This is a genomic window from Streptomyces sp. NRRL B-24085, from assembly GCF_001282115.1.
Classification (GTDB): domain Bacteria; phylum Actinomycetota; class Actinomycetes; order Streptomycetales; family Streptomycetaceae; genus Streptomyces.
Genome location: NZ_LJBR01000029.1, coordinates 1 through 19308, shown reverse-complemented (window position 1 = coordinate 19308; position 19308 = coordinate 1). Strand labels below are relative to the sequence as shown.

General features: G+C 73.4%; 19 protein-coding genes. 15 read left to right on the top strand and 4 right to left on the bottom strand.

The annotated features are described in order from the left end of the window. Positions 1 to 9: 9 nt before the first annotated feature. A complete protein-coding gene (locus AOJ26_RS03955) occupies positions 10 to 294 on the bottom strand; it encodes a hypothetical protein (protein WP_053846760.1) in 285 nt (94 codons plus the stop codon). A gap of 382 nt (positions 295 to 676) precedes the next feature. Here AOJ26_RS03955 and AOJ26_RS03950 point away from each other — a divergent pair, with 382 nt between their 5' ends. The 6 genes from AOJ26_RS03950 (at position 677) to AOJ26_RS43750 (ending at position 6293) form a co-directional block, all read left to right on the top strand. Further along, positions 677 to 2173 (top strand): bifunctional ADP-dependent NAD(P)H-hydrate dehydratase/NAD(P)H-hydrate epimerase, encoded by a 1497-nt coding sequence (locus tag AOJ26_RS03950; protein ID WP_053846759.1) that lies wholly within the window; start codon positions 677 to 679, stop codon positions 2171 to 2173. Between the two features lie 104 nt (positions 2174 to 2277). Further along, a complete protein-coding gene (locus AOJ26_RS03945; protein WP_053846758.1) occupies positions 2278 to 2907 on the top strand; it encodes a M23 family metallopeptidase in 630 nt (209 codons plus the stop codon). An 83-nt stretch (positions 2908 to 2990) separates the two neighbouring features. Then, on the top strand, positions 2991 to 4160 hold the full coding sequence (gene alr, locus AOJ26_RS03940) for an alanine racemase (RefSeq protein WP_053846757.1): 1170 nt from the start codon (positions 2991 to 2993) through the stop codon (positions 4158 to 4160). A 72-nt stretch (positions 4161 to 4232) separates the two neighbouring features. After that, complete coding sequence (locus AOJ26_RS03935; RefSeq protein WP_053846756.1) at positions 4233 to 5486, top strand: alpha/beta fold hydrolase; 1254 nt, start codon at positions 4233 to 4235, stop codon at positions 5484 to 5486. Then, a complete protein-coding gene (gene tsaE, locus AOJ26_RS03930; RefSeq protein WP_053846755.1) occupies positions 5458 to 5964 on the top strand; it encodes a tRNA (adenosine(37)-N6)-threonylcarbamoyltransferase complex ATPase subunit type 1 TsaE in 507 nt (168 codons plus the stop codon). The genes AOJ26_RS03935 and tsaE overlap by 29 nt, the downstream gene beginning before the upstream one ends. A 155-nt stretch (positions 5965 to 6119) precedes the next feature. After that, a complete protein-coding gene (locus AOJ26_RS43750) occupies positions 6120 to 6293 on the top strand; it encodes a hypothetical protein (protein ID WP_179200377.1) in 174 nt (57 codons plus the stop codon). A 7-nt stretch (positions 6294 to 6300) separates the two neighbouring features. Here the strand turns inward: AOJ26_RS43750 and AOJ26_RS03925 are convergent, their stop codons facing one another. Then, positions 6301 to 6849 carry a hypothetical protein gene (locus AOJ26_RS03925; protein ID WP_053846754.1) on the bottom strand — a complete coding sequence of 183 codons (549 nt, stop codon included), beginning with the start codon at positions 6847 to 6849 and terminating at the stop codon, positions 6301 to 6303. 191 nt (positions 6850 to 7040) lie between these two features. On the opposite strand from AOJ26_RS03925, the gene tsaB reads away from it, so the two are divergent. The 4 genes from tsaB to AOJ26_RS03905 are packed head-to-tail and all read left to right on the top strand — an operon-like array spanning position 7041 to position 9553. Beyond that, entirely contained in the window at positions 7041 to 7694 is a 654-nt protein-coding gene (gene tsaB, locus AOJ26_RS03920; protein ID WP_053846753.1) for a tRNA (adenosine(37)-N6)-threonylcarbamoyltransferase complex dimerization subunit type 1 TsaB, read from the top strand. A 29-nt stretch (positions 7695 to 7723) separates the two neighbouring features. After that, positions 7724 to 8221 (top strand): ribosomal protein S18-alanine N-acetyltransferase, encoded by a 498-nt coding sequence (gene rimI / locus AOJ26_RS03915; protein ID WP_053846810.1) that lies wholly within the window; start codon positions 7724 to 7726, stop codon positions 8219 to 8221. Beyond that, entirely contained in the window at positions 8214 to 9299 is a 1086-nt protein-coding gene (gene tsaD / locus AOJ26_RS03910; RefSeq protein WP_053846752.1) for a tRNA (adenosine(37)-N6)-threonylcarbamoyltransferase complex transferase subunit TsaD, read from the top strand. Before rimI ends, tsaD begins: the two co-directional genes overlap by 8 nt. Beyond that, positions 9296 to 9553 carry a hypothetical protein gene (locus tag AOJ26_RS03905; RefSeq protein WP_053846751.1) on the top strand — a complete coding sequence of 86 codons (258 nt, stop codon included), beginning with the start codon at positions 9296 to 9298 and terminating at the stop codon, positions 9551 to 9553. The genes tsaD and AOJ26_RS03905 overlap by 4 nt, the downstream gene beginning before the upstream one ends. Before the next feature lie 228 nt (positions 9554 to 9781). On the opposite strand, the gene AOJ26_RS03900 is transcribed toward AOJ26_RS03905, so the two are convergent. Beyond that, positions 9782 to 12085: a glycoside hydrolase family 3 N-terminal domain-containing protein gene (locus AOJ26_RS03900; protein WP_053846750.1), complete on the bottom strand. Its 2304-nt coding sequence runs from the start codon at positions 12083 to 12085 to the stop codon at positions 9782 to 9784. Positions 12086 to 12216: 131 nt separating this feature from the next. Between AOJ26_RS03900 and AOJ26_RS03895 the strand changes: the two genes are divergently transcribed. The 5 genes from AOJ26_RS03895 (at position 12217) to AOJ26_RS03875 (ending at position 17843) form a co-directional block, all read left to right on the top strand. After that, the gene (locus AOJ26_RS03895) at positions 12217 to 13284 is read left to right on the top strand and encodes a LacI family DNA-binding transcriptional regulator (RefSeq protein ID WP_053846749.1); all 1068 of its coding nucleotides are present in this window, start codon (positions 12217 to 12219) and stop codon (positions 13282 to 13284) included. A 135-nt stretch (positions 13285 to 13419) separates the two neighbouring features. Then, the gene (locus tag AOJ26_RS03890; protein ID WP_373413207.1) at positions 13420 to 14454 is read left to right on the top strand and encodes an LCP family protein; all 1035 of its coding nucleotides are present in this window, start codon (positions 13420 to 13422) and stop codon (positions 14452 to 14454) included. A 153-nt stretch (positions 14455 to 14607) separates the two neighbouring features. Further along, complete coding sequence (locus AOJ26_RS03885) at positions 14608 to 16020, top strand: FG-GAP and VCBS repeat-containing protein (protein WP_053846747.1); 1413 nt, start codon at positions 14608 to 14610, stop codon at positions 16018 to 16020. A 137-nt stretch (positions 16021 to 16157) separates the two neighbouring features. Further along, the gene (locus AOJ26_RS03880; protein WP_053846746.1) at positions 16158 to 16514 is read left to right on the top strand and encodes a YciI family protein; all 357 of its coding nucleotides are present in this window, start codon (positions 16158 to 16160) and stop codon (positions 16512 to 16514) included. 60 nt (positions 16515 to 16574) lie between these two features. Then, positions 16575 to 17843: an RNA polymerase sigma factor gene (locus tag AOJ26_RS03875; protein ID WP_053846745.1), complete on the top strand. Its 1269-nt coding sequence runs from the start codon at positions 16575 to 16577 to the stop codon at positions 17841 to 17843. Between the two features lie 33 nt (positions 17844 to 17876). Here AOJ26_RS03875 and AOJ26_RS03870 read toward each other — a convergent pair whose 3' ends face one another. After that, a complete protein-coding gene (locus tag AOJ26_RS03870; RefSeq protein ID WP_053846744.1) occupies positions 17877 to 19070 on the bottom strand; it encodes a THUMP-like domain-containing protein in 1194 nt (397 codons plus the stop codon). Positions 19071 to 19308: the final 238 nt, after the last annotated feature.

Below are 19308 nucleotides of genomic sequence, written 5' to 3'. Positions count from 1 at the left end.
TCCGGACTCTCAGGCGGCCTGGTCCCAATCCGTGCGGACGTCGGTCTCGGTCTGCGGCTCGCGGCCGTCGCGGGCCGCCTTCTCGCGAGCGCGCAGCACGGCCCAGGCGGCGGCGCAGGCGCAGGTGAGGTACCAGGGCAGCGGCCAGAGGGTGTTCCACCAGCCGGCGCCCGGAGAGACGGTGACGTCGACCGCGGCCGCGGTCCAGGCGGTGGCCAGGCTCCAGCACAGCAGGCGCCCGGCCCGGCGGACGGTCGGGGCGAGGGACGAGACGGGTCTGTCCGGGGCGGTCATCGCGCGAACGTCCTCCACGGGATGGGCGACCGCCGCGGGTGCGGCTGCGCTCGCCGAAACGCCCTCAGTGTGCGTTTTGTTGAGCGTTTCGCCCAGGGGTGGGAGGGGGCGGACGTGACGTCTGAGACGGCCTCAGGTCCGGGCATATGCCCACAAGTGCGTGATGGTGCCTGGTGAGCGCTTTCGTTTTGGGAGAGGAACAGGAGTGAATCTGGCCGGAAGTGATCGCTCCGGACTGCGTTATTCCGCCTGACCTGCTGGAGAACGCGCTTTCAGGCCCCCCTCCCGTCGTCGTCGGCGTCCGGAACTGATCGTTCCAGGCCCATCGCCGCGCCGGGCCCGGCTTGTTCGTCTGCGGCCGGGACGGGGGAGACTCGGACCCATGCGTACTGCGTACAACGTGGAGACGGTCAGGGCCGCCGAGCGGGAGTTGATGGCAAGGCTTCCGGAGGGCGCGCTGATGCAGCGGGCGGCAGCGGGTCTGGCCGCGGCCTGCGCGGACCTGCTGGGGCGGGTGTACGGCCGTAGGGTCGTGCTGCTCGTCGGCAGCGGGGACAACGGCGGGGACGCCCTCTACGGGGGGGCGCGCCTGGCGCGGCGCGGCGCCGGGGTGGCAGCCGTACTGCTCGCGCCCGAACGTGCCCACTCCGCGGGCCTGGCAGCGCTGCGGAGGGCCGGAGGGCGGGCCGTGGGGGTCGACGGACGGTCCGTGGACGGTGAAGGACGCGCGGCGGCGACCGGGGGACCTGCCACGGAGACCCACGGTGCCGAGCGGCTGATCGAGGAGGCCGATCTCCTCCTCGACGGGATCGTGGGGATCGGCGGCAAGGGCGGACTGCGCCCCGACGCGGCCCGGCTGGCCGAGGTGGCCGAGCGGTCCCGGGCCGCCGTCGTCGCCGTCGACCTGCCGAGCGGCGTCGACGCCGACACGGGGGAGGTGCGCGGGGCGGCCGTACGGGCCGACCTGACCGTCACGTTCGGCACGCACAAGCCGGGGCTGCTGATCGATCCCGCGCGGGACTACGCCGGATCGGTGCGGCTCGTCGACATCGGGCTGTCGCTTCCCCCGCAGGCCGAACTGGAGGCGCTCCAACACGCCGACGTACGGCGGCTGTTGCCCGTGCCGACCGGGGAGAGCGACAAGTACCGGCGCGGAGTCGTCGGGATCGCCGCCGGGTCCGCGCGGTATCCGGGAGCCGCCGTGCTCGCCGTGTACGGGGCGCTGCGGGGCGGCGCCGGGGCCGTGCGGTACGTCGGGCCGGCCGCGGACGCCGTGATCGCCCGCTTCCCCGAGACGCTCGTCTCCGACCGGGGGCCGAAGCAGGCGGGGCGGGTGCAGGCGTGGGTCGTCGGACCGGGGGCCGGGGACGACGCCTCGGCCGTGGGCGAGGTGCTGGCCTCGGACGTGCCGGTGCTCATCGACGCGGACGGGCTGCGGCTCGCCGACCGGGACGCCGTACGCGCGCGTACCGCGCCGACCCTCATGACCCCGCACGCCGGGGAGGCCGCCGCGCTCCTCGGGGTGGCGCGCGAGGAGGTCGAGGGGGCCCGGCTGGCCTCGGCACGCGAACTCGCCGGGCGCTACGACGCGACCGTGCTGCTCAAGGGCTCGACCACGCTGGTCGCCGACGCGAGCGGCGGGGCGGTGCGGGTGAACCCGACCGGCACGGCGTGGCTGGCCACCGCCGGCAGCGGTGACGTGCTGTCCGGCCTCGCGGGATCCCTGCTCGCCTCCGGACTCGGTGCCCTGGACGCCGGCAGCGCGGCGGCGTACCTGCACGGCCTCGCCGGCCGGTTCGCGGCGGACGGGGCCCCGGTGGGAGCGCACGACGTGGCCGAGGCGGTGCCGGCGGCCTGGAGGGACGTGACGGGCGCCTGAGCGCGGACCGGCAGACGGGTGCATGGGCGCGAACTAGTACCTGATGGGACCAATACCGGTCGGTCGAATATGCGGAGCCGAAAGGGCGATGTTTCGCTGGCCGCATGGATGAGCCAAATATACGCGGCACCACCCGGCGGGAACTGCTGGGAGGAGCTGCAGTCGTTCTGGGGAGTCCCGTTCTCGGTTTCCGCGGGGACAATCCGGAACCCTTAGAGGAAGAGCACGACGGGAACTGCGGCAGCGACTTCGACCCGGAATTCGAGGAACTGCTGGCGGCCGCCGAGGACGTCGACGTCGAGGTCGGTGACCGCTCCCTGGCGGCGGCCAAGTGGTGTCGCCCCATCCGGAAACGGGCCAGGGTGACCATGCGCTACCGGGTGCGGGGGAACTGGCTGGCCGGCTACCACACCGGAGTGGATCTTGCGGTGGCGAAGGGGACCCCGGTTTACGCCGTGGGCACCGGCGTCGTCGTCCTGGCGAGCTGGTCGGGATCGTACGGAAAGGCCGTGACGATCAAGTTGAGCGATTCCCGGTACGTCGTCTACGCCCACCTCTCGCGCATCTCGGTCGCCCGGGGCGCCAAGGTGAAAGCCGGCACCAGGATCGGCAGCAGCGGCGCCACCGGACGCGCCACCGGCCCGCACCTGCACTTCGAGGTGCGCGCCCGGCGCCCGTACGGCTCCGACATCGACCCGGTGAAGTACCTGGCCCGGCACGGTCTGACCCTGTGACACCCGCGCGGCACGCGCGCGTGGGGGCGCCCCGGGACGCGCTCATCGGCGGTGCCGGGCGCCTCTGAGACACTGGGGGCGCCATGAACGAGACAGCGACCGCCCCGACCGCACCCCTGCGCGCCCGCGCCGAGATCGACCTGGCCGCGCTGCGGGCCAACGTGCGGGCCCTGCGCGCCCGCGCGTCGGGCGCCGCCGTCATGGCCGTGGTCAAGTCCGACGCGTACGGCCACGGCGCGGTGCCCTGTGCCCGCGCCGCGGTCGAGGCGGGCGCGCGCTGGCTCGGCACCGCCACGCCGGAGGAGGCTCTGGCGCTGCGGAAGGCCGGGCTGCCGGGGCGGATCATGTGCTGGCTGTGGACGCCCGGCGGCCCCTGGCGGGAGGCGATCGAGGCCGACCTCGACGTGTCCGTCAGCGGGATGTGGGCGCTGCGCGAGCTCGTCGCGGCGGCCCGCGCGGCCGGCGTCCCCGCGCGCGTGCAGCTCAAGGCCGACACCGGCCTCGGGCGGGGCGGCTGCCAGCCCGGCGAGGACTGGGCCGAGCTGGTCGCCGAGGCGCTGCGCGCCCAGGCCGAAGGACTCCTCACCGTGACCGGCCTCTGGTCGCACTTCGCCTGCGCCGACGAGCCGGGGCACCCCTCCATCGCCGCCCAGCTCACCCTCTTCCGGGAGATGCTGGCGTACGCCGAGGGCCGGGGCGTGCGCCCCGAGGTGCGTCACATCGCCAACTCGCCCGCCACGCTGACCCTTCCGGAGAGCCACTTCGACCTCGTCCGGACCGGCATCGCGACCTACGGCATCTCGCCCAGCCCCGAGCTGGGCGTCCCCGCCGACTTCGGCCTGCGCCCGGTGATGACGCTGTCGGCGTCGCTCGCGCTCGTCAAGCGCGTGCCCGGCGGCCATGGCGTCAGCTACGGCCACCACTACGTCACCCGCGGCGAGACGACCCTCGGCCTGGTGCCCGTCGGCTACGCGGACGGCATCCCGCGGCACGCCTCCGGCGCCGGACCGGTGCTGGTCGACGGCAAGTGGCGCACGGTCGCCGGGCGGGTCGCCATGGACCAGTTCGTGGTGGACCTCGGCGGCGACGAACCCCCCACCGGCACCCGGGCCGTGCTCTTCGGCCCCGGCGACCGGGGCGAGCCCACCGCCGAGGACTGGGCGCAGGCCGCGGGCACCATCGCGTACGAGATCGTGACCCGCATCGGAACGCGCGTTCCCCGCGTCTATGTGAACGAGGAACAAGCGGGGTAAGCGCACAGTGCGCGTCAGTGCGGCCAGGCCCGCGACACCGGTATCACCCGACCCAGTGAACAGGAGCGGTACGTGAGCGAGAGCAGTGCGGAGGCCGTCGTCGACGCCGCCGCGTCGGTGGCCCTCGCCTCCGCGGCGGGGGCGGGCGCGGGCTGGCGCCGGGCGACCGGGATCGCCGGCGCCGCGATAGGCGTGATCGCCGCGGGCGCCGCGGCGGGCGTGGCCCTCGAACGGCTCACCGTCGGACGCGGGATGCGGCAGCGGGCGCGGCTCGCCCTCGACTCGACCGGGCCGTACGGCGCACTGCGGGGCACCCCGGGCAAGGCGTACGCCGAGGACGGCACCGAGCTGTACTACGAGGTCGACGACCTCGACCCGGAGGCCGGGCCCGCGCTGTCGCCGCGCCGGCGCCGGCTGTTCGGACGCAAGACCCCGGCCCCCGTCACCGTCGTCTTCAGCCACGGCTACTGCCTCAGCCAGGACTCCTGGCACTTCCAGCGCGCGGCGCTCCGGGGTGTCGTACGGACCGTGCACTGGGACCAGCGCAGCCACGGGCGGTCCGGGCGGGGGGTGCGGCAGGTGCAGGACGGGGTGCCGGTCGACATCGACCAGCTCGGGCAGGACCTGAAGGCCGTCATCGACGCGGCCGTGCCGCAGGGGCCGATCGTGCTCGTCGGGCACTCCATGGGCGGGATGACCGTCATGGCACTGGCCGACCGGTACCCCGAGCTGATCCGTGACCGGGTGGTCGCGGTGGCCCTGGTCGGGACGTCGTCCGGGCGGCTCGGCGAGGTCAACTTCGGGCTTCCGGTGGCCGGCGTCAACGCCGTGCGGCGGGTGCTGCCGGGCGTTCTCAAGGCGCTGGGGCAGCGGGCCGACCTGGTGGAGAAGGGGCGGCGGGCCACCGCCGACCTGTTCGCCGGGATCATCAAGCGGTACTCCTTCGCCTCCCGGGACGTCGACCCGGCCATCGTCCGCTTCGCCGAGCGGATGATCGAGAGCACCCCGATCGACGTGGTCGCCGAGTACTACCCGGCGTTCGACAACCACGACAAGACCGCCGCCCTCGCCCACTTCGCGGACAAGCCGGTGCTCGTCCTCGCCGGGGTGGGCGACATGGTGACGCCCAGCGAGCACAGCGAGGCGATCGCCTCCCTGCTGCCGGAGGCGGAGCTGGTGCTGGTCCCGGACGCCGGGCACCTCGTCATGCTGGAGCACCCGGAAGTGGTCACCGACCGCCTCGCCGACCTCCTCACCCGCGCGGGAGCGGTGCCCGCAGGGGCTACCGTTGGCGGTTATGGAAGCAGTACCGCGCAACCCGGTTGAGACCGAGCTGACCGTCACCTCCCCCGAGCAGATGCGCGAGCTGGGCCTGAAGCTCGCCAAGCTGCTGCGCGCCGGGGACCTCGTGATGCTCAGCGGGGAGCTCGGCGCGGGCAAGACGACGCTGACCCGCGGACTCGGTGAGGGGCTCGGGGTGCGGGGGGCCGTCACCTCGCCGACCTTCGTGATCGCCCGCGTGCACCCGTCCCTGGGGGACGGACCGCCCCTCGTCCACGTGGATGCGTACCGCCTGGGCGGCGGGCTCGACGAGATGGAGGACCTCGATCTCGACGTCTCGCTGCCGGAGTCGGTGATCGTCGTGGAGTGGGGCGAGGGCAAGGTCGAGGAACTGACCGACGACCGGCTCCAGGTGCGGATCCACCGGGCGGTCGGGGACACGACCGACGAGGTGCGGCACGTGACGCTGACTCCGCTCGGGGAGCGGTGGGCCGCGGCCGACCTCAGCGTGCTCACGGCCTGAGGGGTCCGGCGCGTCCTCCCGGGGGCGTTTTCGGTGAACGTTCCGACAATCAGTCGGCAAGATATTGCATTGGATGTCCTGTGCGTGGTCACATGGTACCCAGCTCGTAGTTAGGTGTACCTAACTACGCCGCCCCCGAACTTCAGGAGGCGTCCATGTCGGCCACCGAGAACCGGCCCCAGCCGCAGCCGTACGCGCTCGTCGGCGGTGTGTCCATGCGTGATCTGCTGGCGTCCTGCGCGGCGGCGGAAGCCGTCTCCACACCGCCGCGGGTGCCCGATCCGGGGACCGCGCGGGCGGCCGGCGCCGAGCGCCCGAAGGCGGCCTGAGCCGGCCTCAGTGGATCACCGCGACCTTCGCCCCGATCGTCGCGAAGTCCCACATCGCGTCGCCGTCCTCCCGGGACTCCCGGATGCCGCCCGTCGGCACCGTGGTCATGGGGGCGGCGGACCCCGCCTTCTCCACGGCCGCGCTGAAGCCGATCGCCACACCGTCCACGCTGGTGAAGCGGACCACGTGCTCGATGGGCGTGCCGTCGGTGCCGGTCACGGAGTTCGAGCGGGAGGTGACCGCGTAGACGCCCGGGGCGGGGTCGATGGTGCCGGGGACGACCGCGAAGGTGCGGATCACCCTCTCGCCGGCGCCGACCAGCCAGACCCGGTTGTCGTCCAGGGAGTACACCACTCGTTCGCCCGCGCCCGAGCCCGCCGGCAGGGCGGTGGGGTCCCGCTCGTCGCGGGGGGCCTTCGAGGCGACGGCCGCCGGGGCGCCGCCTGCGTGGGGCCTGGCGGGAACCGTCGCGGAGGCCTGGTAGGCGAGGAAGCCGACCGTCGCGAGGGCCGCCGCGGTGAGGGCGGTCACGAACGCCGCGTTGCTGGTTGCCACCGGTCACCCCTGGAGTGCTTGGTCCTGATTTGTGGCGACCGTAGCAGCTCGCCGGGCGCGTTCCGCGCCGTCGCGCCCGGCAGTGCCCCGCAGCGCCCGAGCGGCGGAGCCGGGTGCCGCAGCGGTACACCCGCGAGTGCCTCTGGCGGCCTGCGGCCACCCAGGTCCTCCCGGAGCCGTAGGCTGTTTGCGTGCTCTTGCTCGCTCTGGATACCGCCACCCCCGCCGTCACCGTCGCCCTGCACGACGGGCGGGACGTCGCCGCCTCGTTCAGCCAGGTGGACGCCCGACGGCACGGGGAGCTCTTGTTGCCGGCCGTCGACCGGGTGCTCGCGGACGCGGGGGTGAAGCTGGACGCGGTCACCGGGATCGTCGTGGGAATCGGCCCCGGGCCCTACACCGGGCTGCGCGTCGGGCTCATGACCGCCGACACCTTCGGACTCGCGCTCGGCATCCCCGTGCACGGCGTGTGCACCCTGGACGGACTCGCCTACTCGGCCGACGTCGAGGGCCCCTTCGTCGTGGCCACCGACGCGCGGCGCAAGGAGGTCTACTGGGCCGCCTACTCCGACCCCCGCACCCGCGTGGGCGATCCCGCGGTCGACCGGCCCGCCGACATCGCCGAGCGGGTCCAGGGGATGCCCGCGGTCGGAGCCGGGGCGCTGCTCTACCCGGACACCTTCCCCGACGCCCGCGCACCCGAGCACGTGTCGGCCGCCGCGCTCGCCGCGCTCGCCGCCGAGCGGATCGGGGCCGGGGAGGAACTGCCCGCCCCGCGCCCGCTGTACCTGCGGCGGCCCGACGCGCAGGTCCCCAAGAACTACAAGGTGGTCACCCCCAAGTGACCACACCCCGGATTCCTGTGCTGCGCGAGATGCGGTGGTGGGACATCGACCCCGTCCTGGAGCTGGAGAAGGACCTCTTCCCGGAGGACGCCTGGTCCCGGGGCATGTTCTGGTCCGAACTCGCGCACTCCCGGGGGCCCGAGGCCACCCGGCGGTACGTGGTGGCCGAGGACGGCGGGCGGATCGTCGGCTACGCCGGGCTCGCCTCCGCCGGCGAGCTGGCCGACGTCCAGACCATCGCCGTCGCCCGCGACCACTGGGGGACCGGACTCGGGGCGACGCTGCTGACCGAGCTGCTGCGGGCCGCGACCGCCTTCGAGTGCGCCGAAGTGATGCTGGAGTGCCGGATCGACAACATCCGCGCCCAGAAGCTCTACGAGCGCTTCGGCTTCGAGGCCATCGGCTTCCGGCGCGGCTACTACCAGCCGGGCAACGTGGACGCCCTGGTCATGCGACTGACCACTGCATCCGACAGCGGCTCCGCCGCGGGTTCGGCATCCGAACGAGGAACTGAGATCAATGGCTGATGAACCGCTTGTCCTGGGTATCGAGACCTCCTGTGACGAGACCGGCGTCGGCATCGTCCGGGGGACCACCCTGCTGGCCGACGCCATCGCGTCCAGCGTCGACGAGCACGCCCGGTTCGGCGGTGTGGTGCCGGAGGTCGCGAGCCGGGCGCACCTGGAGGCCATGGTCCCCACCATCGACCGCGCGCTGAAGGAGGCCGGGGTCAGCGCCCGTGACCTCGACGGCATCGCCGTCACCGCCGGTCCCGGACTCGCCGGTGCCCTCCTCGTCGGGGTGTCCGCCGCGAAGGCGTACGCCTACGCCCTCGGCAAGCCCCTCTACGGCGTCAACCACCTCGCCTCCCACATCTGCGTCGACCAGCTGGAGCACGGGGCGCTGCCCGAGCCGACGATGGCGCTGCTGGTGTCCGGCGGCCACTCCTCGCTGCTGCTGTCCTCGGACATCACCTCCGACGTCCGTCCCATGGGCGCGACCATCGACGACGCGGCCGGCGAGGCCTTCGACAAGATCGCCCGGGTGCTGAACCTCGGCTTCCCGGGCGGCCCGGTCATCGACCGGTACGCGCGCGAGGGCGACCCGGACGCGATCTCCTTCCCGCGCGGCCTGACCGGGCCGCGCGACCCGGCGTACGACTTCTCCTTCTCCGGTCTGAAGACGGCGGTCGCCCGCTGGATCGAGGCCAAGCGGGCCGCGGGGGAGGAGGTGCCGGTGCGGGACGTGGCGGCCTCCTTCCAGGAGGCGGTCGTGGACGTGCTGACCCGCAAGGCCGTGCGGGCCTGCAAGGACGAGGGCGTCGACCACCTGATGATCGGCGGCGGTGTGGCCGCCAACTCCCGGCTGCGGGCCCTGGCCCAGGAGCGCTGCGAGGCCGCCGGGATCCGGCTGCGGGTCCCGCGGCCCAAGCTGTGCACCGACAACGGCGCGATGGTGGCCGCCCTCGGCGCGGAGATGGTGGCCCGAGGCCGCCCCGCCTCCGCCTGGGACCTCTCCGCCGACTCCTCCCTGCCGGTGACCGACCCGCACGTGCCGGGCCACGACCACGTGCACGAGGTCAGCAAGGAGAACCTCTACTCGTGACGGTCGCGCTGATGTGGGAGGCCCGGGCGACCGAGGGCCGCGGCGAGGAACTGCTCGCCTGGGCCCGTCGGCAGGAGCTTCCGGTACGGCCGCTGCGGCGGGAGACGCTCCGGGCGCCGCAGGACCGCGTCCTCGTCATCACGTGGTGGGACGCGGCCTACGACGCCGACCTGCCCGAACTGCCGGAGCCGGGCGACGACTTGGTCGCCCGCGCGGTGCACCGCTGGCGCTTCGAGTCGGTCACGACGGACTGATCCGCCGACGGCCCGGGCTCAATCCGGCACCCTCGTCTCGCCGCGCGGGCGGTGCGAGGCGGTGGCGGAGGTGAGCCGGAGCGGATCGGGCTCGCCCCGGCATCCGGGGGGACATCGCGGTCCCCCCGGTCCTTCAGGCGCTGCGCACCGGACTCCCTGATGCCGAGGCGGAATTCACCGAGGGCTTCGAGGAGTCGGTGCGAGGTCCGAGCCGGGTGTGGACCCGGCTCAGTCCGACACCTCCGTCTCGCAGCGCAGGCGGCGGTTCGGGCCCGGCTCCCGCGCCGGGCCCGTCAGCCGCAGCCGTGCCGTGTGCCGGACCTCCGCGCTCGACGCCGACAACCGCAGCTCCAGGTCGCCCGGTTCGACGACGCGGCGGCCCCTGCGGTCGGTGAAGGCCGACAGTTCGGCGTGGAAGCGGAAGGTCGCCCGGCGGGACTCGCCCGGCTCCAGCTCCAGCCGCCGGTAGCCGATCAGCCGGACGTCCGGGCGGGTCACCGAGGCCACCGGGTCGTGCAGATACAGCTGCACGACCTCGGCGCCCGCCCGGCCCCCCGCGTTGCGCACGGTCACCGACACGTCGTACGTGCCGTCCGTGCCGATCTCCGCCGGCGCGCCGTCCGTGAAGTCCTCCCACACGAACTCCGTGTAGGAGCGCCCGTGTCCGAAGGCGTACAGCGGGGTCGGGTCCAGGTTGCTGACCTCGCCCGCGAGACCGAGCGGCGGCTGGAGGTACGTCCACGGCTGGCCGCCGGGCACCCGGGGCACGCTCACCGGGAGGCGGCCCGAGGGGTTGACCCGGCCCGACAGCACTCCCGCGACCGCGGGGCCGCCCTCCTCGCCGGGGAAGAACGCCTGGACGACCGCGCCGAGCCGGCCGTCCCAGCGGCCGAGCGCGTAGGGGCGGCCGGTCAGCAGGACCAGCACCACCGGGACGCCGGTCGCGACCAGCGAGTCCAGCAACTCCGCCTGCACACCGGGCAGTCGGAGGTCCGTCACATCGCAGCCCTCGCCCGAGGTGCCCCGGCCGAACAGGCCCGCCCGGTCGCCGAGCACCGCCACGCAGACGTCCGCCTCGGCCGTCCGGGCCACCGCCTCCTCGAAGCCCGCGGTGTCCGGGTCGTCGACCCCGCAGCCCTCGGTGAACGTCACCTTGGCGTCGGGGAGTTCGGTGCGCAGCGCCTCCAGGACCGTGGGGATCTCGATGCCCATCGGGATGTCGGGGTGGTGGGTGAGGACGTGGGAGGGGAAGGAGTAGCAGCCCAGCATGGCGAGGGCGTCGGCGGCGCGGGGGCCGACGACCGCGATCCGGGTGTCCGGGGCCAGCGGGAGCAGGCCGTCCGGGTTGTCGAGGAGGACCACGGACTCCTCGGCGAGGCGGCGGGCCAGGGCGCGGTTCGCCGTCGAGTCGAGGTCGATCCGCCCGGTGGGCTCCGGGTCCCAGTCCTCGTCCAGGAGGCCCAGCTCGCACTTCTGGAGCAGGACCCGGCGGGCCGCCCGGTCGATCAGGGACTCGGGGATCTCGCCCGCGCGGACGGCGTCGATCAGGGGGGTGCCGTAGCACTTGAGGGTGGGCAGTTCGACGTCGAGGCCCGCCGCGAGGGCCGCGTGCGCCGCGCCCGCCTCGGTGCCGGCGATCCGGTGCTGGCTCTGGAGGAAGCCGATGCCGAAGTAGTCGGCGACCACCGTGCCGGTGAACCCCCACTCCTCGCGCAGCAGTTCGGTCAGCAGGCCGGGATCGGCGGAGGCCGGGACGCCGTCGGTGTCGGTGTACGCGGCCATCACCGAGCGGGCCCCGCCCTCGCGCAGGGCGAACTCGAAGGGCGGCAGGGTGATGTCGGCGAACTCCCGCACCCCCGCCCGCACCGGCGCGAGGTTGCGGGCGCCGGCCGAGGAGGCGTACCCGGCGAAGTGCTTGAGCGTGGCGACGATCCCGGCCGACTCCAGACCGCGGACGTAGGCCGCGCCGATCGTGCCCACCAGGTACGGGTCCTCGCCGATGGTCTCCTCGACCCGTCCCCAGCGCGGGTCGCGGACGACGTCCAGGACGGGGGCCAGTCCCTGGTGGACGCCGACCGCGCGCAGGTCGCGGCCGATGGCGCCGGCCATCTCCTCGACGAGCTCGGCGTCCCAGCTCGCGCCCCAGGCGAGCGGTACCGGATAGGCGGTGGCCCGCCAGGTGGTGAAGCCGGCCAGGCACTCCTCGTGGGCGAGCGCCGGAATGCCGAACCGGCCGGCCTCGGCGATACGGCGCTGGGCGCGGGCCAGTGCCTGCGCGCCCAGCGCCGGGTCCACGGGGGCGGTGCCGAAGGGGCGGGTGAGCTGGCCCAGGCCCCGGGTGATCAGCTCGTCCCAGTCGTAGTCGGCGGTCATCTCGCGCTGGAGGGGGGCGACTCCGTCCCCGTCCGTGCTGGCGCCCACCCACACGCCGTAGAGCTGGGCGGTCTTCTCCTCCAGGGTCATCCGGGAGAGGAGGTCGTCGACGCGGGCGGAGGCGGTCAGGGCGGGGTCACGCCAGGGCGCGGTGGTCATGTAACTCCTGTCGGGCTCGACTGTCAGGTCGACGACCTCGCGAATGTTTCGATATATCATCCGAATGTTTTGGGAACCTAGGGCCGCCAGAAGGGTTCGTCAAGAGGTCGCGCAGGGATACGATCGCCGCCATGACACCCCCGGAGCCCGCTGAAACCCGGACGACATCCCCTGCGGTGGGACGGTCGCAGCAGACCGCGACCCTCGCCGAGATCGCCCGGGAGGCCGGCGTCTCGGCGCCGACAGTTTCGAAGGTCCTCAACGGCCGGGCCGATGTCGCGCCCGCGACCCGCGCCCGCGTCGAGGACCTGCTGCGTGCGCACGGCTACCGGCGCCGGCGTGCCGAGGCGAGCCGTTCGCCCCTGATCGACCTGGTCTTCCACGAGCTGGAGAGCGCGTGGGCGATGGAGGTCATCCGGGGCGTGGAGAACGTGGCCCGCGATGCCGGGCTGAGCGTCGTCCTGAGCGAGAGCGCGGGACGGCTCACCCCCGGGCGGACCTGGGCCGACCAGGTCGCCGCCCGGCGCCCGTACGGCGTGGTCCTCGTGCTGTCCGGGCTCGACGAGTCCCAGCGCGCGCTGCTCAACAGCAGGTCGATCCCGTTCGTGGTGATGGACCCGGCTGGCGATCCGGGCGCCGACGTGCCCTCCATCGGCGCGACCAACTGGCAGGGCGGGCTCGCCGCGACCCGCCACCTGGTCGAACTGGGGCACCGCAGGATCGGCGCGATCAGCGGGCCCTCCCGCATGATGTGCAGCCGCGCCCGCGTGGACGGCTACCGGGCCGCGCTGGAGACCGCCGGGCTGCCCGTCGACCCCGAACTGATCATGCCCGGCGACTTCCACCACGAGACCGGCTACCGCCAGGGCCTGGAACTGCTGCGCCGCCCGGACCGGCCCACGGCCGTCTTCGCGGGCAACGACCTCCAGGCGCTCGGCGTCTACGAGGCCGCGCGCGAGCTGGGACTGCGCATCCCCGAGGACCTGAGCGTGGTCGGCTTCGACGACCTTCCGGTGGCGCCCTGGGTGGGGCCGCCGCTGACGACCGTACGGCAGCCGCTGACCGAGATGGCCGAGGCCGCGGCCAAGCTGGTGCTCGACCTGGGCCGGGACGGCGGCAACCCGGCGGCGACCCGGGTGGAGCTGGCGACGAGCCTGGTGGTGCGGAGCAGCTGCGCTGAGCTGCACGGGGACGCCTAGGGGCGCCCCACGCCTCCGAGCCAATCGGTTGCACGGCCGAAACTTTCGGAGAGCCCCGACGGGAAGTCTGAGATTTTCCGAAGAAAGCCGTCCGCGAGGCGTTCCTCGTAATAATTCGGACTTACGTTCCTCCCTGTGAGCGGAGACGGCGAGGACAGACGAGCGGGTCGGCGGCCGAGCGTGCTGAAGGCCGTCGGCCTCGCACTCGCGGGCACCCTGGTCGCGGGATGCGCCGCGGCGGGCTGGGCGTACTGGCACCTCAACAGCAACATCAAGAGCGTCGACATCAACAGCGCGCTCGGCGACGACCGTCCCGCCAAGGCGACCCCGACCCCTTCGGCCTCCGACGCGGCACCGCTGCCCACCGAGTCCGTCAACATCCTGGTCCTGGGCTCCGACTCACGCAGCGGCAGGGAGAACCAGGCGCTCGGCGGCGGCAGCAGCACCGGCGCCCGGTCCGACACCGCGATGGTCGTGCACATCGACGCGGGCCGCACGACGGCCACCGTCGTCAGCATCCCGCGCGACACCCTCGTCACCCGCCCGTCCTGCCCGCTGGAGAGCGGCGGCGACACGGCGGTCTCGTACGGCGCCATGTTCAACAGCGCCTACGCGGTGGGCGGTCCGGTGTGCGCGGTCAAGACCGTCGAGTCGATCACGGACGTCCGCATGGACCACTACATCGAGATCGACTTCTCGGGCTTCGCCCGACTGGTGAACGCCCTCGGCGGGGTCACGGTGACCACGGACGAGGACATCGACGACGCCGACAGCCACCTCACCCTGAAGGCGGGCACCCACCACCTCGACGGCAAGCAGGCCCTCGCGCTCGCCCGCACCCGGCACGGCATAGGCGACGGCAGCGACCTGGGCCGCATCGGCCTCCAGCAGCGACTGGTGAAGGCCCTGCTGGAGCAGATCTCCTCGACGAGCCTCCTGACCAGCCCCGCCAAGCTGTACTCGGTCGCCGACGCCGTCACCGGCAGCCTCACCACCGACACCGGTCTCGACTCCCTGACCGAGCTGACGACCCTCGGCGAGAGTCTGAAGGGCCTGGCGGCGGACGACGTGAAGACCGTGACCATGCCGGTCGTCACCGCCCCCTCGGACCCCAACCGGGTGGTGGCGGAGGAACCGGCGGCGAGCGAGCTGTGGGAGTCGCTCCGCTGAGGTCCCCGCTGAGGTCTCCGCTGAGGTCCCCGCGAGGTCCTCGCCGAGGTTTTCGCTGACGTGTGCACCGAAAAAACGGGCGACGCTGCAACCAATGAGCGACCAGTGGTGTCTGTTGCGGTGACCACATTGCAGTAACCAGGGGGAACACCGATGTCCAACTCGCGTTCGTACAAAGCCTGGTCCGTGCCGCTGATCGCCGGAGTGCTCGCGCTCGGCGGGATTCCCGCCCTCGCCGGCAGCGCCACGGCGGCCGAATCCAAGGCCGTCCAGGACGACTTCAACGGGGACGGCTACAAGGACCTCGCCGTCGGCGCCCCGATCGCCACGATCGGCGGCAAGAAGGGGGCGGGCTACGTCACCGTCATGTACGGCGGCCCGCACGGCCTGACCAAGGACAGCCGCACCGTCATCAGCCGCTCCACCAGCGGAATCCCCGGCGATCCCGCCGCGGGCGAGAACTTCGGCTACCAGCTGTCCACGGGGGACCTGGACGGCGACGGCCGCACCGACCTGATCATCGGACAGGCTGACCCGAACCGGGACGCGGTCGTCGTCTGGGGCTCCAAGGAGGGCCTGTCCGGCGCGGTGTCCGTGCCCGCGTCGACCACCCAGGCGGGCGACTTCGACGGTGACAGCTGGCCGGACCTGGTCCTGTTCCGCGGCGGCCGCTCCCCGGGCGACGACCCGCTCGGCACCGAGGTCACCGTCTGGCAGGGCCCGATCTCCCGGGACGGGAAGCCGACCGCCACGCGGGACTTCGGCTCGCCCAGGCTGGAGCCCTACGACCTGATGCACGTGGCCGCCGGGGACGTCAACGGCGACGGCCGCGACGACCTCGCGACGACCGTCTACCTCGGCGACGGCGGCATCGGCTCCCAGCTCTACCTGGCCAACGCCTCCGGGGGCGCCTTCACCTATGTCGCCTCCTCCCCCGACGGGACCGGCCCGGCGGCCTTCGGCGACGTCAACGGCGACGGCTACGACGACGTCGTCCGGGGCGTCCCGAACGACTCCACGGTCACCGTGGCCCTCGGCTCGGCCTCCGGTCTGAAGCCGGAGTCGACCTGGAAGTCGTACAGCCAGGACACCGCGGACGTCCCCGGCGCCAAGGAGGAGGAGGACCGCTTCGGCGACGCGGTGGCGGTCGGCGACGTCAACAACGACGGCTACGCCGACGTGGCCGTGGGCTCGCCCGGCGAGAAGCTCGGCGACAAGGCCGGGGCGGGCATGGTCAACGTCCTCTACGGCAGCCGCGACGGCCTGACCGGCACGGGCTCCCAGGGCTTCACCCAGGACACCGACGGCGTCCCCGGCGCCGCCGAGTCGAGTGACAACTTCGGCGACTCGGTCAGCATCCACGACATCAACGGCAACGGCTACGCGGACCTCGCGGCGGCGGCCTCCCGCGAGAACATGGTCGAGGGCGGGAACACCGGTGAAGGCGCGGTCTGGTCGCTGCGCGGCCGTCCGACCGGCATCGTGACGGACGCGGCGTTCACCTTCGGCCCCCGCACGGTCGGGGCGCCGATCGAGCGGGCGACGTTCGGCGGCTCGCTGTCGTAGCAGGTCAGGCGCATGCTTGAGGGCCCGGGAAACATTCTCCGAAGAAATCCGCGGAGTCTGTCGATCCCGGGCCCTTCCGATCGACGCACTGGTGAGAGGCCGGGAAGGACCGGCCCCGCACCGACCGAGGAGTCACCATGCCGCGTTACCTGTCGATGGTCCGGATCGACGAGCAGAACGCCCCCGCCGAGGGCCCCAGCGACGCGCTGATGCAGCGCATGGGCGAGCTGATCGAGGAGATGACGAAGGCCGGGGTGCTGCTCGACACCGCCGGGCTCACGCCGACCGCGCAGGGCACCCGGGTGCGGTGGGAGAAGGGCGAGCTGTCGGTGACCGACGGGCCCTTCACCGAGGCCAAGGAGGTCGTCGGCGGCTACGCGATCGTGCAGGCCAAGGACATGGCCGAGGCGGTCGAGTGGACCAAGCGCTTCCTGAAGGTCCACGAGGAGCACTGGACGGTCACCTGCGAGGTGCGGGAGATCGTGGAGGGCTGAGCCCCGGGGGCGGTCCGTCCTCCTTGGCTGTACGGCCGTGACGGTGTCGAATGGGGGGCTGTGACCACCTCACAGCCCTCCCGCACCGACGCCCGGTCCTCCGTCGAGACCGTCTTCCGCATGGAGTCGCCGCGCATCATCGCCGGTGTCACCCGGGTCGTCCGGGACGTCGGCATCGCCGAGGAAATCGCGCAGGACGCACTCGTCGCCGCGCTGGAGCAGTGGCCGCGCGACGGCGTCCCCGACAACCCGGGCGCCTGGCTCATGGCCATCGCCCGGCGCAAGGCCGTCGACCTGGTCCGCCGCCGGGAGAACTACGCCCGCAAGCTGGCCGAGATCGGCCGGGACCTGTCGGAGTCCGCCCCGCCTGAGGAGCCCGCCGATCCCGAGGACATCGACGACGACCTGCTCAGGCTCGTCTTCACCACCTGTCACCCGGTGCTGTCCGCGGAGGCCCGCACCGCCCTCACCCTGCGCCTGCTCGGCGGTCTCACCACCCCGGAGATCGCCCGCGCCTTCCTCGTCCCGGAGGCCACGGTCGCCCAGCGGATCGTGCGCGCCAAACGGACCCTCGCCACGAAGAACATCGCCTTCGAGGTCCCCTACGGCCCCGACCGCGAGGCCCGCCTCGGCTCGGTCCTGGACGTCATCTACCTGATCTTCAACGAGGGGTACGCGGCCACCGCCGGCGACGACTGGCTGCGCCCCTCCCTGTGCGAGGACGCCCTGCGGCTGGCCCGCCTGCTGTCCGCGCTCATGCCCAAGGAACCCGAAGTGCACGGCCTGGCCGCCCTGTTGGAGTTCCAGGCCTCCCGCACGGCCGCCCGCACCGGCCCGCACGGCGAGCCCGTCCTCCTCAAGGACCAGAACCGCAGCCGCTGGAACCGCATGCTCATCGCCCGCGGCATCAAAGCCCTGGGCCGCGCCGAGGCCACAACCACCGGCGCCCCCGGCCCTTACGCTCTCCAGGCCACCATCGCCGCCTGCCACGCGCACGCGTACTCCTACGAGGAGACCGACTGGCGGTCCATCGCCACCCTCTACGCCCTGCTCGCCGCCCGCGCCCCCTCCCCGGTCGTCGAACTCAACCGCGCGGTCGCCGTCTCCATGGCGGAGGGCCCGGCCCCGGCCCTGGAGATCGTCGACGCCCTAACCGACGAACCCGCCCTGCTCGACTATCACTTGCTGCCGAGCGTGCGCGGCGACCTCCTGTGCCGCCTCGGCCGCACGACGGAGGCCCGCGCCGAGTTCGAACGCGCGGCCGCCCTGACCCGCAACGAACGCGAGCGGGAGCTGCTGCTGGACAGGGCGCGGGAGTGCGGCGGGTGAACGGTTCCCGCGCGGTCGCACACAGGGAGTTGCTCAGGACGGCCCGGCGCCGGTGACGGCCCGCGCGGGAGCGCCGATCAGCATCGTCGGTGCCCCCGCCACCCGGGTGAGGAAGACCGTCACCGCGTTCGTCCCCTGCGGCTTCGGGAGCGCCTTGCGTCGTAGTTCCTCCGGCTCGACCGCCGAGCCCCGCTTCTTCACCGTCAGGATGCCGACCTCCCGCTCGCGCAGCAGCGCCTTCAGCTTCTTCACGTTGAAGGGGAGCCGGTCGGTGATCTCGTAGGCGGTGGCGTACGGCGTCGCCAGCAGGGCGTCCGAGGTCACGTACGCGATGGTGGGGTCGACGAGTCCGCCCTCGACCTCCTGCGCCACCTCGGCGACCAGATGGGCGCGGATGACGGCACCGTCCGGCTCGTACAGGTACCGCCCCACGGAACGGACTTCGGGGTCGGGCAGCCCGCGGCCGAGCAGGGTCCGCGGTCCCGGCAGCAGTGTCGCCCGGACCGCCCCCGGTGCGGTGCCGAACCACAGCACCGCCTCCTTCACGTCCCCGCCGTCGGAGATCCACTCCGCCTCGGCCTCGGCCGGGACCGCCTCGTGCGGGATGCCCGGCGCGACCTTCAGTGCCGCGTGCGGGGCCTTGAGAGCGGCCCGGACCGCCCATGACAGGGGCGGCGAGTAGGCCTCCGGGTCGAAGATGCGGCCCCGCCCGCCGCGCCGCGCCGGATCCACGAACACGGCGTCGTAGGGGGCCGTGTCGACCTCCGTGACGTCCGCCTCCCGTACGTCGATCAGGCCGGCGAGCCCGAGGGCCTCCGCGTTGGCCCGGGCGGCCGCCGCCGTCAGCGGGTCCCGGTCCACCGCGAGGACCCGGATCCCGGCCCGGGCCAGCGCGATGGCGTCGCCGCCGATCCCGCAGCACAGGTCCGCCACGGAGGTGACGCCCATGGAGCTCAGCCTGAGGGCCCGGTAGGCGGCCACGCTCGCCCGCGTCGACTGCTCGACCCCGTTCGGCGTGAAGAACATCCGCCCCGCGTCCCCGGCTCCGAACTTCGCCTCCGCCCGCTGCCGCAGCCGGGCCTGGCCGAGCGCCGCGGAGACCAGTTCGGCGGGGTGCTCGCGGCGCAGCCGGGTGGCGACGGCGAGTTCGTCGGCGGGGGCGGTGCCGCGCACTTCGTCGAGGAGGGCACGGCCCTCGGGGGTGAGGAGGGGGGCGAGGTCGTTCACCGGGTCATTGTGGGCCAGTCGGTGGACGGTCCGCTGCCGGGCGGCGGTGTCGGCCCGGCGGCGACGCCGTGACCTGCGAGGATCCGGCGCCATGGGAACAGTAGGACAAACCTATAAAAATGGTGCATGGGGGGTGTCGATCCGCGGCGGACTCGTCCTCCTGGCCGCGGCCGCCCTGGCCTCCGGCTGCGCCCGCCCGAACGGCACCGACGTACGGCGGCAGCAGCCCCTCCCGGCG

Coding starts and splice junctions, on each gene's coding strand:
- AOJ26_RS03880 (WP_053846746.1), top strand. CDS start 16,158: ATGCCGCGTTACCTGTCGATGGTCCGGATCGACGAGCAGAACGCCCCC.
- AOJ26_RS03945 (WP_053846758.1), top strand. CDS start 2,278: ATGGATGAGCCAAATATACGCGGCACCACCCGGCGGGAACTGCTGGGA.
- rimI (WP_053846810.1), top strand. CDS start 7,724: ATGCGGTGGTGGGACATCGACCCCGTCCTGGAGCTGGAGAAGGACCTC.
- AOJ26_RS03885 (WP_053846747.1), top strand. CDS start 14,608: ATGTCCAACTCGCGTTCGTACAAAGCCTGGTCCGTGCCGCTGATCGCC.
- AOJ26_RS43750 (WP_179200377.1), top strand. CDS start 6,120: ATGTCGGCCACCGAGAACCGGCCCCAGCCGCAGCCGTACGCGCTCGTC.
- tsaE (WP_053846755.1), top strand. CDS start 5,458: ATGGAAGCAGTACCGCGCAACCCGGTTGAGACCGAGCTGACCGTCACC.
- AOJ26_RS03900 (WP_053846750.1), bottom strand. CDS start 12,085: ATGACCACCGCGCCCTGGCGTGACCCCGCCCTGACCGCCTCCGCCCGC.
- tsaD (WP_053846752.1), top strand. CDS start 8,214: ATGGCTGATGAACCGCTTGTCCTGGGTATCGAGACCTCCTGTGACGAG.
- alr (WP_053846757.1), top strand. CDS start 2,991: ATGAACGAGACAGCGACCGCCCCGACCGCACCCCTGCGCGCCCGCGCC.
- AOJ26_RS03955 (WP_053846760.1), bottom strand. CDS start 294: ATGACCGCCCCGGACAGACCCGTCTCGTCCCTCGCCCCGACCGTCCGC.
- AOJ26_RS03950 (WP_053846759.1), top strand. CDS start 677: ATGCGTACTGCGTACAACGTGGAGACGGTCAGGGCCGCCGAGCGGGAG.
- AOJ26_RS03895 (WP_053846749.1), top strand. CDS start 12,217: ATGACACCCCCGGAGCCCGCTGAAACCCGGACGACATCCCCTGCGGTG.